Here is a 13,218-nt window from a genome sequence, read left to right as displayed (position 1 = left end):
CCGTGAGAGAGATCCGCGTCCTCGTTGTTGAGGACGAGGCCATCGCCGCCGCTGCGCATGCGGCCTACGTGGGCAGGCTGGAAGGGTTTGTGCTCGCCGGCACCGCACCGGACGGCCAGTCGGCGCTGCGCCTCCTCACCGAGTTTTCAGCGGCGGGCGATCCGGTGGAGCTGGTGCTCCTGGACATGAACCTGCCGGACCTGCACGGCCTGGACATCGCCCGGCGGATGAGGTCCGCCGGGATCCTGGCGGACATCATCGCGATCACCGCCGTCCGGGAGCTGGCGATCGTGCGCAGCGCCGTGGCCATCGGCGTGGTCCAGTACCTGATCAAACCGTTCACTTTTGCCACGTTCGCGGACAAACTCGAGAGCTACCGGCAGTTCCGCCGGCAGCTGGCCGGGGCGGGCGCCGGCGCAGGCCGGGCCGGGGCGTCCCAAAGCGAGGTTGACCAGGCATTCGCCAGCCTCCGGGCCCCGTCGGAACTGCCGCTGCCCAAGGGCCTGTCCAGCTCCACCCTGGGCTCAGTCCAGGAGTTCCTGCAGGAGCAGCAGTACGCGGTCTCGGCGACGGAAGTCATGGACGCCCTGGGCATGTCCCGGGTGACGGCCCGGCGCTACCTCGAGTACCTGGCCGACGCCGGAACGGTCTCCCGGACGGCGCGTTACGGTACGCCGGGACGGCCGGAGAACGAATACCGGTGGGGCGGCCACTGAGGCACCCGGCGGGTGCCGCCGTCGTGCACGTATTCCAGGGTCACGGCCTGGCCGGGCCTGCGGGCCAGTCCGCGTAGCTGACGGCAGCGACGCTGTCATTGTCGGCGGCCAGTTCCACCCTGACGTCGGTGCGCCGCCCTGAGATCATGGCCGGGAGCCAGTGTTCGGCATCCGCCCACATCTGCCGGACGGGCAGCTGATCCACTGGATACCACTGTGGCGTGATCTCATCACTTTCAGACGGCTCGCCTTCCCAGCGGTGAGCCAGGAACACGGTGGTGAACATGTCCCATTCCGGCCGGTAAGGGAAAACAAAGTCGACGGTTCCGGCCGGCACCAGGTCCGCGGCGGCAACCACAACGTCCACCTCTTCGCGTACCTCGCGGCAGATTGCGGCCCGCACGGTCTCCCCCGGTTCGACATGGCCGCCTACGCCCACCACCTTGCCGCGGCCGAAGCCGGTGCGCTTGAGCCCCAGGAGGACCTCCTGGCCGCCGGCTGCGTCGCGGAGGAGGAAACAGAGGGTCACCTGTGCTGCAGTCATGCGCCAAGCCTAGTTGCGCCGCCCGGACACACGGCGCCGGCGGCACCGGCATGTGGGAAGCTCTACCTGTGACTCCAGAATCAGCCCACGCGCTCCGGCCTGCCCGCAGCTCAACGATCGACGCGCGGTTGCCCGCCTGGCTGGTCCGCAACCCGCTGCACTGGGGCTGGGCCTGGGCCGGGTTCTGGACTGCGCTGATCGCCGTCGACGAATTTGTGGACCTGGCCGGCTGGACCTGGTACCTGCTGGTGGGCATGGCTGCCCTGCCCACGCTGGTGTGCACGCTGACGGTCCTGCATGTCACGCCGCGGACCGAAGTGAAACCGGTCCGGGAGTCGGTGCTGGGGCTCTTTTTTGTGAGGTTCCTGGCACTGGTGGCGGCGTTTATGGTCTGGGCGGTCTCGGTGGTGCTCAGCGCTTCGATCTCCACCACCATCCAGGCGCTGGCGGGAGATTCAGAACGGGAGGTGACGGCGCTGGGGCTGAACCTGATGGCCGCCATGGTCCCTTTGGTGGTCTCGCTCCTGTGGCTGGCCTTTGTGGCGCGCTGCGCCTGGTTCCTGCGCCGGCTTCGCGGCTGGCGGCAGTTCCCCGTCCTGTCGAGGGTGCCAAAGTCGTTCCTGCGGGGCCGGCCGCGGCTGCGCCGCGTGGTGATCGGGCTGGCGCATCCGGGCCTGATGCTGGTGGCTGCCATGGGATCCTCCGTGCTCGCGTTCCTGCTTGGCGCCGTGGAGTTGACCATCGAAGCGGTGCTTTAGGCCGGCGCCGGGGTCCTAGCCCAGGGCCCGGGGGTGCGCTGCAGCGTAGATTTCCCGCAGGGTGTCCGCCGTGACCAGGGTGTACACCTGGGTGGTGGTCACCGAGGCGTGCCCCAGCAGTTCCTGGACCACACGGACATCTGCGCCGCCCTCGAGCAGGTGGGTGGCGAACGAGTGCCGGAGCGTGTGCGGCGAGACGTCACGGGTGATGTTGGCTTTTTCGGCGGCGGCCTTCAGGATGGTCCAGGCGCTCTGCCGGCTGATCCGGCCGCCCCGGGCGTTCAGGAAAAGCGCGGGTGTGCCTTTGCCCTTGGCGGCCAGCAGCGGGCGGCCACGCACCAGGTACGCGTCAAGGGCACGGGCACCATAGGATCCCAGCGGCACGAGCCGTTCCTTGGATCCCTTGCCGAACAGCCGTACCACCGCCGGGCCTTCGTCCGGGCCAGCCAGGGAAATGTCATCAACGTCCAGGCCCACGGCCTCGCTGATCCGGGCACCGGTGGAGTACAGGAATTCCAGCAGCGCCCGGTCCCGGAGCCCCGCCGCCGTGTCGGTTCCGGCAGCCTCGAGGATCCGGGTCACCTCGTCAACACTGATGGCTTTGGGCAGGCGCTTGCCCGGCATGGGCGGGTGGACTTCGCTGGCGGGGTCGGCGGTGGTATAGCCCTCCAGGGCCCAGAACTTGTGCAGCCCGCGGACGGCCACGACTGTCCGGGCGGCGGAGCGCACCCCCAGCACTGAGCCGCCGTCGGATCCTTCCGAGAGGGCACGGACGAATCCTGTGACATCGTGCCGGGTGATGTCTGCCGGCTGGTTGCGGCCAGCGGCCATCAGGTACCGGGCATACCGGGAGAGGTCGCGGCGGTATGCGGCAAGGGTATTGGCGGCCAGGCCGCGTTCGACGCCCATGTGCTGGAGGTAGTCAGTGATCCCCCGGTCAACGGCCGACGGCGGCGGCGCAGGTGGTGCCGGTGCTTGCGGTGCCGGTGCTTCCGCCGGGATCGCCTCTGCCGAGGGGCCGGGGACCATCAGCGCTGGCTGGGGTGCGCCGGCCAGGGAGCGTCCGCCGGCCGCAGGTCAGCGTATCCATTGGCCCGGGCAGCCGCGGCGGCCAGGATGCCGACGACGGCGGACGGGTTGTGCAGCCGGCCGGCCAGGACGGACGCCACTGCCTCATCAAGGCTGATCCAGTGGAATTCGATTTCCGCTTCCTCGTCCGTGCGCTCATGCCGTTCGTGGTGCGGGATCTCGGTCAGGTCCCGGGCAAGGTAGATCCTGATGGCTTCGCTGGAGGAGCCCGGGGAGTTGAAGAAGTCGGTCAGGACGTTCCAGGTACCGGCGGCAATGTCGGCCTCTTCGGCCAGTTCCCGGGCAGCGCCCACCACGAAGTCCTCGCCCTCAATGTCGAGGAGGCCGGCCGGGATTTCCCAAAGGTCCATGCCCACGGGGTGCCGGTATTGCCGGAGCAGGAGGATCTGGCCGTCCGCGTTCATGGGCAGGACGGCCACGGCGCCGGGGTGGTCGATGTAGTCGCGGGTCAGGGGCGCTCCGGCGTCCTGGAGCGTGAACGTGTCACTGACCACGTCCCAGATCCGGCCTTTGTAGACCTGCTCCGTGGACAAAAGACGGCGCGGGCTCGGTGCATCCGAAACCTGCCTGCTGGCAGGGGTGGTTTCAGGTGTACCGGGCATCGCGCCGTCTCTTTTCCGTTGTGGACTACTTAGCGGCTACCGTACCGGACTGCTTGGCCTTCGAGGCGCCGGCAGTTACCGTGTCGGTGCCGTTCTGGTGGGCCAGGGCGGCCTTGACCAGGCCGGCGAACAGCGGGTGCGGCCGGGTGGGGCGCGAGCTCAGCTCGGGGTGCGCCTGCGTGGCCACGTAGTAGGGGTGGACATCCGCGGGCAGCTCCACGTACTCCACCAGCTTGCCGTCCGGGGACGTGCCGGAGAAGACCAGTCCTTCGGCGGCGATCTGGTCGCGGTACTTGTTGTTGACCTCGTAGCGGTGGCGGTGCCGTTCGCTGACGGTGGTCTTGCCGTAGGTTTCGGCGATGACCGAACCGGCGTCGAGCTTGGCTTCGTAGAGGCCCAGGCGCATGGTGCCGCCGAGGTCGCCGCCGCCTTCAACGAATTCCAGCTGCTCTGCCATGGTGGCAATGACCGGGTACTTGGAGTCCGGCTCGAACTCGGACGAGGACGCGCCTTCCAGGCCCACCACGTTCCGGGCATACTCGATGACCATGCACTGCAGGCCCAGGCACAGGCCCAGGACGGGCAGCCGGGTTTCGCGGGCGAACTTCAGGGCGCCCAGCTTGCCTTCCAGCCCGCGGATGCCGAAGCCGCCGGGAACGCAGATGGCGTCAACACCCTTGAGTGCTGCGACGGCACCTTCGTGCGTTTCGCATTCGTCGGAGGGAACCCAGCGGATCTGGACCTTGGTGTCGTTGGCGAAGCCGCCGGCCCGCAGTGCCTCGGTCACGGACAGGTAGGCGTCCGGGAGGTCGATGTACTTGCCCACCAGGGCAATTTCGACGTGGTGCTTGGGGTTGTGGACTGCTTCGAGGAGCTTGTCCCAGCTGGTCCAGTCGACGTCCTTGAACGGGAGGTCCAGGGCACGCACGATGTAGGAGTCCAGGCCCTGGGTGTGCAGGGTCTTGGGGATGTCGTAGATGCTGGGCGCATCGGCGGCGTTGACCACGGCGTCGATGTCCACATCGCACATGCGGCCGATCTTCTCGCGCATGGCGTCCGGAACTTCGCGGTCCGAGCGGATGACGATCGCTTCGGGCTGGATGCCGATGGAGCGCAGGGCGGCCACGGAGTGCTGCGTTGGCTTGGTCTTCAGTTCCTGGGAGGGGCCGATGTACGGGACCAGGGACACGTGCAGGAAAAAGACGTTGCCGCGGCCGATGTCCTGGCGGACCTGGCGTGCGGATTCGAGGAACGGCTGGGATTCGATGTCCCCCACCGTGCCGCCGATTTCGGTGATGATGACGTCCGGGGCGTTTTTGCCTTCTGCGGGCAGGCGCATCCGGCGCTTGATCTCATCGGTGATGTGCGGGATGACCTGGACGGTGTCGCCGAGGTATTCGCCGCGGCGTTCCTTGGCGATCACCGTGGAGTACACCTGGCCGGTGGTCACGTTCGCGGAGCCTTCGAGGTTCTCGTCGAGGAAACGCTCGTAGTGCCCGATATCCAGGTCCGTCTCGGCGCCGTCGTCGGTCACGAAGACTTCGCCGTGCTGGAAGGGATTCATGGTGCCCGGATCCACATTCAGATAGGGATCGAGCTTCTGCATAGTTACAGACAGGCCGCGGGCCCGCAGGAGGTGACCAAGGCTGGAAGCCGTGAGTCCCTTACCGAGCGAGGACGCCACACCACCGGTTACGAAGATGTGTTTGGTCGTCTTGGATGAACCCGGGAACCGGGAATTTACACGGGAATTTGATCGCTGCACCACGGAATTCGAGCCTATCATCAATTGAGCCTTCCACGGGTCGGGTACCGGCTGTCCCAAACGTTCAAGTGTGCGTCCCACCGTGGCGGATGTTCAAGGGGTGGACCTCTCCAAATATTTCCGGACTGCAGCCATCAGGCCCGCTGCGGCAGGAGTTTTGCGTCATCCAGCAGTTCCTGGGCATGGGCGCGGGCGGACTCGGAATCCTCTTGCCCGGCCAGCATGCGGGCAAGTTCGCGGACCCGTTCGGGGCCGTCGAGGAGTCGCACATCACTGGACGTGAAGCCGGTGGCCGTGCCGCCGTCGGCTCCCCTGACGGAGGTTTTGGTGACCGTGATGTGCTGGTCGGCGAAAGCTGCCACCTGCGGCAGGTGGGTGACCACCAGGACCTGGACGTGCCGGGCCAGCATGGCCAGCCGGCGGCCGATCTCCACAGCCGCCCGGCCGCCGACGCCGGCATCAACCTCATCAAACACAAACGTGGGGACGGGGTCCACTGCGGCGAGCACCACTTCGATGGCGAGCATCACACGGGACAGTTCACCGCCGGACGCACCCTTGCCCAAGGGCCTGGCGGGGGCGCCGGAATGCGGCTGCAGCAGGAAGGCGATCTCGTCCGCGCCATGGGGGCCGTGCATGGCGGCCGGCTCCAGCGTGATCACCAGGGTGGCATCAGCCATGGCCAGGGCCTTGAGCTCCGCGCTGACCCGGGACGATAGGTCCTTGGCCGCCTTGGTGCGGATCTTAGTGATGCCTGTTGCCAGTTTCTTCAGTTCCGCCTCGGCGCGGGCAACATCGGCCTCGAGTGTTTCGATGCGGGTGGAGTCGTCCTGGAGTTCGTCGAAGCGCACCCGTGAGCGGTCGGCCCACCCGAGCACCTCATCGATGGTGGGCGCGTATTTGCGGACGAGTTTCGCCAGCGCCGCCCGCCGTTCCTCGATTTCGGCGAGCCGCTCCGGGCCTTCAGTGTCCAGACCGGCCTGGTAACTGGCCAGGTCGGTGGCGATGTCGTTGAGCAGGAAACCCACCTCGGCCAGCCGGGCCGCGGCCTGGCCGAGCTCGGCGTCGTGCTCCGCCACATGTTCCAGGGTCCGTTTGGCAGCGTCCACCAGGGTAGTGGCGTCACCGGCGTCGCCGAAATCTTCGGCGATAAGCGCCTGGTGGGCGGTGCTCGCGGCAATCCGGAGTTCCTCCACGTTGGCAAGCTTTACAGCCTCGGCCTTAAGCGACTCGTCCTCCCCCGGCTGCGGATCAACTTCGTCGATCTCGGCCAGGGCCACCTGCAGGGACTCCGCCTCGCGGAGCCGGTCGCGGGCGGCATTGCGCAGGGCGTCCAGTTCCGCCTGGCTGGACTTCCAGTGCGCGAAGAGGTCCTGGTAGGCGGCCAGCGGCCCGGCAAGGGTGTCCCCGGCGAACTTGTCCAGCGCCCCGCGCTGCGCGGTGGCGCCCTTGAGCCTGATCTGGTCCGATTGGCCGTGGACCACCACCAGCGTTTCGCCGATCTCGGCGAGGACGCCCACCGGGGCTGCCCGGCCGCCCAGGAACGCACGGCTGCGGCCGTCCGCACCCAGCCTGCGGGCCAGGATCAGTTCAGCGCCGCCGTCGAACTCCTCAACGTCCGCACCGGCTTCCACGGCGCGGGCGACGGCGGGGTGGCCGGCGTCGAGCTTCAGGACGGCTTCGGCGGTGGCACTCTTGGCACCGCTGCGGACTGCGCCGGCGTCGGCGCGGGCGCCCAGCAGGAGCCCGACGGCGGTCACCACCATGGTTTTGCCGGCACCGGTTTCGCCGGTGACAACGCTCAGTCCCGGCCCCAGCGGCAGCGTTGCGTCGGTGATGACGCCCAGATCGCGGATTCTCAGTTCTTCAAGCATGGTGTCACTTTGCAGTCGGTGGATCGGTGGGGGCGGCCTCGTGGTCCGGCGGCACGGGCAGCGGGGGCATGACCCTCGGCGTCCGGACGATCGGGATGGGGCCGGTGTGGACCGACTCGGCCTTGGGCACGGGGCCGCGCCAGCCGTGGATGGGCAGTTCGAACTTGCGGACCAGCCGGGCGGAGAACGGGGTCTGGTGGGTGCGGGCCAGCCGCACGGGGGTGGTGGATTTGGTGACTTCCACGCGTGCTCCGGGAGGCAGGTCCACGGACCGCCGGCCGTCGCACCACAGCACGCCCTGGGCGTCCGTCCGGCTGAGGATTTCCACGGCGAGCCGGGACCGCGGCGAGACCACCAGGGGTTTGGCGAACAGGGCGTGGGCGCTGATGGGGACAATAACCAGGGCCTCCACCTCCGGCCACACCACGGGTCCGCCGGCGGAGAAGGCATAGGCGGTGGATCCCGTGGGGGTGGCCACAACGATGCCGTCGCAACCAAAGGACGTGAGCGGACGTTCGTCCACTTCTGTGACCACTTCGAGCATCCGTTCCCGGTTCGCTTTTTCGATGGCGGCCTCGTTCAGGGCCCAGGTGTGCCAGATCTTCTGGCCCTTGACCCACACCTGCACGTCGATGGTCATCCGCTCTTCCACCGTGTATTCACGGCTGGCAATCCACTGCACGGTCTGGGCGAGGTCCGCCCGCTCGCTCTCGGCGAGGAATCCGACGTGCCCCAGGTTGACACCGAGCAGGGGGACATCAACTTCGCGGACCAGTTCAGCAGCGCGCAGGATGGTGCCGTCCCCACCCAGGACCATCACCAGTTCAACGTCCGGGAGTTGCACTTGGTTGTGCAGCACCTCCACAGGCTGGGCCAGGTGGCCGAAGAACCGCTCCATGTCAGCCAGTTCGGAGTCCTGCATCACCGGAACCATCCCGGAGGCGTGCAGGAGGGCACAGGCCTCCCAGGCAGCCTTCAGTGATTCCTCGCGGCCGGTGTGGGCAAGGACAAGGACACGCCTGCTCATCAGGTTCCGCTCTCTAGTGGTTCGGCCAGATACGTCCGAGCAAGGCAGCGATGGCTGCCTCCCGCTCTTCGATCTTAGGCAGGTCTTGGGTCATCCTGCGTTTTATCCACAGGAAGTATTCGACGTTTCCGTCCTGGCCGGGCAACGGACTGGCTGCCAGGCCCCGAAGGTCGGTGCCGGCGTCGAGCGCTGCGTTGGCAACCTTTTCCACCGCCATCCGGCGTTCCCGCTCGGAGGTCACCACCCCGTTGCGGCCCAGGCGGTCCTTGCCGATCTCGAACTGCGGCTTAACCATCAGCACCAGGTCCCCGCCCGGTTCCGTGGCCAGCGCCAGCGGCAGCGCCACCAGGGTCAGGGAGATGAAGGACAGGTCCGCCACTGTCAGGGCCACGGCGCCGCCGATCGCGTCCGCTGCCATGTACCTGACGTTGAGGCCTTCATGGACTTCCACGCGCGGATCGTTCCGGATCCGGGGCACCAGCTGGCCGTGTCCGACGTCGACAGCCACCACGTGCGCGGCGCCGCGCCGCAGCAGGACATCAGTGAAGCCGCCCGTGGAGGCGCCGGCGTCGAGGCACCTTTTGCCCGCCACGGCAATGTCCGGGAAGGCGTCCAGCGCGCCGGCGAGCTTATGCCCGGCCCGGCTGGCATAGGTGTCCTGGGCGTCGTGTTCGACGGCGAGTTCGCGCTCATCGTCCACCTGGAGGGACGCCTTGGCGAGGACCTGGCCGGCGGAGCTGACTTTACCTTCGGCGATCAGGGCTGCGGCGTGCGTACGGGACCGTGCCAGGCCCCTGGCAACGAGGGCCTGGTCAAGACGGACCGGCATCAGGCGTTGCCGTCCGCGGATCCGGCGCCGGCCGGCTCTTCATTAAGCGCGGCCAGAAGCCCGTCATGCAGCCCGGCGTACGCCTCTTCGTGCGTATCAACGGGCTGCCCGGGGAGCTCTGCCAGCCTGGCCAGCACCGCAGCCACCCGCGGATCGGAGATTGCGGGGCCCGCCGCCTCCGGCCAGTCCGGTGACGGCTGGACTGGATCGGAATGCTCGGATGCGCTCAGCTCAGTCATTCCACCAGTCTAGTGATTGAGCCAGGCCAGCTGCGGCGCCTGGGCCGAGGCCGCGTCGGGCGTTGCAGCCCACCAGGCGGCGCACGCAGCGCGCCAGGCGTCCAGGCTGTCGGGGCTGCCGATGACCCCGACTGCGCCGTTGGCCACCCGGGCCGAGGCTGCGCCGCAGGTGTAGGTGCCGTCGTCGTGCGTCACGTCCGGGTAGGGCTGGAACAATTCCGGCAGGCTGCCGATGATGTAGGTGGGGCGCTCCGCGGCCCTGGCGGCGAGTATGGTTTCGCGGGTATCCACGCCGGTAAGGACCGCCACGGTGGCGAAGCCGGCGTTGTTGCCGCCCAGGATGTCGGTGTCGAGCCGGTCGCCCACCACCAGGGGACGCTCGGCGCCCAGCCGTTTGGCGGCGGAGTGGAAGAGCGGCGCTTCGGGTTTGCCGGCAACCCGCGGTTTCTGGCCGGTGGCCGCCGCGACAGCTGCCACCAGGGTGCCGTTGCCCGGGGCGATGCCTCGGGCCTGCGGGATGGACATGTCAGTGTTGGTGGCCACCCACAGCGCACCGGCGTTGACAACGAAGGTAGCCTCCGCAAGGTCCTTCCAGCCGAGCCCGGGGTCGAAGCCCTGCACCACCGCCACCGGATCCTCGTCCTGCGAGGAGACGGGAACCAGGTTCACGAGTTCCAGTTCGTGGGCCAGCGCGGCGCTGCCGGTCACCAGGACCTTGGCGCCGGCGGGCAGCAGCGACGCCAGGAGGTCCGCTGCCGCCTGGGACGAGCTGACCACCTGCTCATCAGCGGCGGGTGCGCCGAGATCGCGCAAGTGGGCTGCCACCTGCGCCGGGGACCGGGATGCGTTGTTGGTCACATAACCCAGTCCCACCCCCACACCCGCAAGCTGTTGCAGCGACTCGATGGCGCCGGGGATGGCGGCCGGGCCGGCGTAGACAACGCCGTCCAGGTCCGCCAGGAGCGCATCAAACCGGGAAATCAGAGTTACGTCAGCCATCCGCGTCAGTCTTCCCGGCGGTCCTGGTCCGCCAGCGAACCGGCGTCTGCAGGCTGGTCGCCGCTGTCGGCGTCGTCCGGGTCCTCGACGCCCTGCTCCTGATCGTCCTGCTCAACGGAGTCCAGATCCGATTCGGCGTCGTCGGAGGCGAAATAGTCGGCCTCTTGGTCCTCAATCGCGGCGTCCTGCGCGTCCTCGTGGGCCGCTTCGGTGGAGCCGGACACCCCAGCTCCGGACAGGGCCTCTGCCGATACGGCGCCAGCCGAAGGTGCCGAGCCTGCCTGCGGGGCTTCCGCGGAGGTACGTTCCAGCAGGCGGCGGCGTTCGGCTTCCTCGCGGGCTTCCTCTTCCTCGTCCCAGCCAAGGTCGATGATGTCGGGTTCTTCGTCAACACCCTGGCCCAGCGCGTTTTCCGCGACCACGGCCTGCTTGTTCCACTTTGCGGCCTCATCTGTCCGGCCCACGGCTGCCAAGGCGTCGGCGTAGGCGCGGAAGAGGCGCGGGCTGTAGGAGAAGGCGCGGTTGATATCGAGCTGGACGATTTCCAGCTCGGAAACGGCGGCGTCGAGTTGCTTCAGGTCGGTGCGTGCGCCGGAGGCCACGATGGCCAGCTCCACCTTGCCGGGCGCATCCAGGTCCTGTGCTTCTTCGGAACGGACCACGTCGAGTGCCCGGTCCGGACGGCCCAGGCCACGTTCACAGTCGGCCATAACGGGCAGGTGCACGTTGGAACCGCTGATGCGCCGGTACGTACGGAACTCGCGGAGGGCTTCGCCGTAATGGCCGGCGGCGTAGGCGGTGAGGCCCACGGCTTCGCGGACTGCTGCCAGGCGGCCGCCGCGGCGGCTCGCTGCCAGGGCGTGCTGGAAGGACAGCTCGGGTTCGTCGTCAATCAGCCGGCCGGCCATCACCAGGTGGCGGGCCACCCATTCGGCACTCTTGGGTTCCAGGGTCTTGATCTGGTGCTGCGTGGCGCGGTCGAGTTCCTTGCCGGTTACGTCTTCGTCGATCTGCGGTGAACGTTCGCGGTCGGGACGGTTGGCGCTGCGGAGGTCGCGTGCGTTCGGAACACGAACGGGCCGGTCTTCTTCACGGTCGCGGCCGAAGTTGCGCGGGCCGGAATCGCCACCTCGGTCAAAGCTGCGGGGGGCGCGTTCCTGGCGGTCGCCATATGGCCTGCGGTTGTCGCCGCCACCGAAGCTGCGGCGTTCGCCGTCGCCTTCACGTCGGGGGCGGTCACCGAAACCACGGTTGTCGCGGTCGCCCGAGGGACGGTCGCCGTAGGGCTTACGGTCACGGTCGCCACCACCGAAACCACGGTTTTCGCGGTCGCCCGAAGGACGATCACCATACGGCTTGCGATCACGGTCGCCACCACCGAAACCACGGTTTTCGCGGTCGCCCGAAGGACGGTCGCCGTACGGCTTGCGATCACGGTCGCCACCACCGAAACCACGGTTGTCGCGGTCGCCCGAAGGACGATCACCATACGGCTTGCGATCACGGTCCCCGCCACCGCCAAACCCGCGGTCGCCCGAGGGACGATCACCATAAGGCTTACGATCACGGTCGCCACCACCGAAACCACGGCCCGCGCCACCACCAGCAGCAGGCCTGTCACCATAAGGCTTCCGCTCCCCGCCACCAAAGCCACGGTCTTCACCGTCACGGCGGGGACGGTCACCAAAAGGCTTACGATCACGGTCGCCACCACCGAAACCACGGCCCGCGCCACCCCCGGCAGCAGAACGGTCACCGTAAGGCTTCCGCTCACCGCCACCAAAGCCACGGTCTTCACCGTCACGGCGGGGACGGTCACCAAAAGGCTTACGGTCGCGGTCACCGAAGGGCTTACGCTCACCGTTGCCGGCTGGGCGCTTTGCAGGATCGTTGTTGTCCCGGTTTTCCCGTCCCCTGAAGCCGCGGGGATCCCCGCCGGAGTTGTTGTTTCCCCTGAATGAGCCCCGGTCGTTCCCGCGGTTGCCGCCGTTGTTCTCGGCCATGTGGATTCCTCCTGTTGAGAGCCGACCGCTGGCGCAACTGCAGTGGCTCATATGCGTGTTTCGTTTACTACGCAACCCGAAATCAAGCGCTTCCAAGTCCGTACATCTTCATCAATTCTAGGCGAGCCGTCCTAATCGCAGGCACGCGGCAGCATAATCCGGCGGGGATCGTGGCCATGTTCACATCAACCCCCAATACACCGGCGTACCCTGATCATGGCATCAGACCGCTCCCACCAGCGTGTACCGGCTGAGCCGCCGCCCGGATTGACGTGCACTGGCGATGACTTCGCGGCTGGTCAGCACCTTCCTTGGGCTCATCCAGCCTTGCGAGGGCTTGTGCAGCGCATATCCGCCGCCCACAGTGATGGCAGCATGCTGGGCCAGGCCTGTAGGTGAACGCCAGACGAGGACCGTACCCGCATTGCTGTCATTTCCGCCGGGTACAGCCACCATAGCGAGCCACTTCTCAAACGATTCCTGGACCATCCACGTGTCGGCCGCGTCCACAACACCGGCTGCTGCCATGACAGTGCCAAAACAATTCGGACCACTGGCCGATGGAAAGGTACCGGCCAAGGACCTTGCGCCAGGCAACAGGGCATCTGCTGTTTTCCATACGCTCCGGGGCAAACCACTCGGCCTGCCGGGCCAGAAGACCAGGTTCAATCCGGATGCCGAGTGCGAACATCCTATTAGTGCCGGGTAGTTCCCCGATTTACGCTATCGGTTGTGGTTGTTATTCGGGGTGTTTGGGGACCGTATCTGATAGG

14 protein-coding genes are annotated in these 13,218 nt (G+C 67.5%); 2 read left to right on the top strand and 12 right to left on the bottom strand.

The annotated features are described in order from the left end of the window. The first annotated feature begins 2 nt into the window (after positions 1 to 2). A complete protein-coding gene (locus QRN07_RS17890; RefSeq protein ID WP_056598704.1) occupies positions 3 to 716 on the top strand; it encodes a response regulator in 714 nt (237 codons plus the stop codon). Positions 717 to 756: 40 nt separating this feature from the next. Here QRN07_RS17890 and QRN07_RS17885 read toward each other — a convergent pair whose 3' ends face one another. Beyond that, the gene (locus tag QRN07_RS17885) at positions 757 to 1,260 is read right to left on the bottom strand and encodes an NUDIX domain-containing protein (protein WP_056598701.1); all 504 of its coding nucleotides are present in this window, start codon (positions 1,258 to 1,260) and stop codon (positions 757 to 759) included. 68 nt (positions 1,261 to 1,328) lie between these two features. Here QRN07_RS17885 and QRN07_RS17880 point away from each other — a divergent pair, with 68 nt between their 5' ends. Further along, the gene (locus tag QRN07_RS17880) at positions 1,329 to 2,018 is read left to right on the top strand and encodes a hypothetical protein (RefSeq protein WP_231686072.1); all 690 of its coding nucleotides are present in this window, start codon (positions 1,329 to 1,331) and stop codon (positions 2,016 to 2,018) included. Between the two features lie 15 nt (positions 2,019 to 2,033). On the opposite strand, the gene xerD is transcribed toward QRN07_RS17880, so the two are convergent. The 11 genes from xerD to QRN07_RS17825 all read right to left on the bottom strand — a co-directional run bounded on the left by xerD (position 2,034) and on the right by QRN07_RS17825 (position 12,973). Beyond that, the gene (gene xerD / locus QRN07_RS17875) at positions 2,034 to 3,047 is read right to left on the bottom strand and encodes a site-specific tyrosine recombinase XerD (protein WP_285241805.1); all 1,014 of its coding nucleotides are present in this window, start codon (positions 3,045 to 3,047) and stop codon (positions 2,034 to 2,036) included. Then, positions 3,047 to 3,709 (bottom strand): NUDIX domain-containing protein, encoded by a 663-nt coding sequence (locus QRN07_RS17870; RefSeq protein WP_050686055.1) that lies wholly within the window; start codon positions 3,707 to 3,709, stop codon positions 3,047 to 3,049. The genes xerD and QRN07_RS17870 overlap by 1 nt, the downstream gene beginning before the upstream one ends. A gap of 25 nt (positions 3,710 to 3,734) precedes the next feature. Beyond that, positions 3,735 to 5,495 carry a CTP synthase gene (pyrG, locus tag QRN07_RS17865; RefSeq protein ID WP_050686053.1) on the bottom strand — a complete coding sequence of 587 codons (1,761 nt, stop codon included), beginning with the start codon at positions 5,493 to 5,495 and terminating at the stop codon, positions 3,735 to 3,737. Positions 5,496 to 5,608: 113 nt separating this feature from the next. Next, positions 5,609 to 7,348, bottom strand: coding sequence for a DNA repair protein RecN (recN, locus tag QRN07_RS17860; RefSeq protein ID WP_285241804.1), 1,740 nt, complete (start codon positions 7,346 to 7,348; stop codon positions 5,609 to 5,611). 4 nt (positions 7,349 to 7,352) lie between these two features. Beyond that, positions 7,353 to 8,375: an NAD kinase gene (locus QRN07_RS17855; RefSeq protein ID WP_050686050.1), complete on the bottom strand. Its 1,023-nt coding sequence runs from the start codon at positions 8,373 to 8,375 to the stop codon at positions 7,353 to 7,355. Between the two features lie 13 nt (positions 8,376 to 8,388). Beyond that, on the bottom strand, positions 8,389 to 9,204 hold the full coding sequence (locus tag QRN07_RS17850; protein WP_050686049.1) for a TlyA family RNA methyltransferase: 816 nt from the start codon (positions 9,202 to 9,204) through the stop codon (positions 8,389 to 8,391). Beyond that, the gene (locus tag QRN07_RS17845; RefSeq protein WP_056598692.1) at positions 9,204 to 9,443 is read right to left on the bottom strand and encodes a hypothetical protein; all 240 of its coding nucleotides are present in this window, start codon (positions 9,441 to 9,443) and stop codon (positions 9,204 to 9,206) included. The genes QRN07_RS17850 and QRN07_RS17845 overlap by 1 nt, the downstream gene beginning before the upstream one ends. Before the next feature lie 9 nt (positions 9,444 to 9,452). After that, positions 9,453 to 10,442 carry an HAD-IIA family hydrolase gene (locus tag QRN07_RS17840; protein ID WP_056598689.1) on the bottom strand — a complete coding sequence of 330 codons (990 nt, stop codon included), beginning with the start codon at positions 10,440 to 10,442 and terminating at the stop codon, positions 9,453 to 9,455. A gap of 5 nt (positions 10,443 to 10,447) precedes the next feature. Then, entirely contained in the window at positions 10,448 to 11,368 is a 921-nt protein-coding gene (locus QRN07_RS17835; RefSeq protein WP_285241803.1) for a hypothetical protein, read from the bottom strand. Between the two features lie 68 nt (positions 11,369 to 11,436). After that, complete coding sequence (locus tag QRN07_RS17830; RefSeq protein ID WP_285241802.1) at positions 11,437 to 12,246, bottom strand: hypothetical protein; 810 nt, start codon at positions 12,244 to 12,246, stop codon at positions 11,437 to 11,439. A 421-nt stretch (positions 12,247 to 12,667) separates the two neighbouring features. Next, positions 12,668 to 12,973: a hypothetical protein gene (locus QRN07_RS17825; protein ID WP_285241801.1), complete on the bottom strand. Its 306-nt coding sequence runs from the start codon at positions 12,971 to 12,973 to the stop codon at positions 12,668 to 12,670. Between the last annotated feature and the right edge of the window lie 245 nt (positions 12,974 to 13,218).

The organism is Pseudarthrobacter sp. MEB009, assembly GCF_030208875.1.
Classification (GTDB): Bacteria; Actinomycetota; Actinomycetes; order Actinomycetales; family Micrococcaceae; genus Arthrobacter.
Note: the sequence above shows the minus strand (reverse complement) of the source record. Positions and strands in the feature narration are given on the sequence as shown.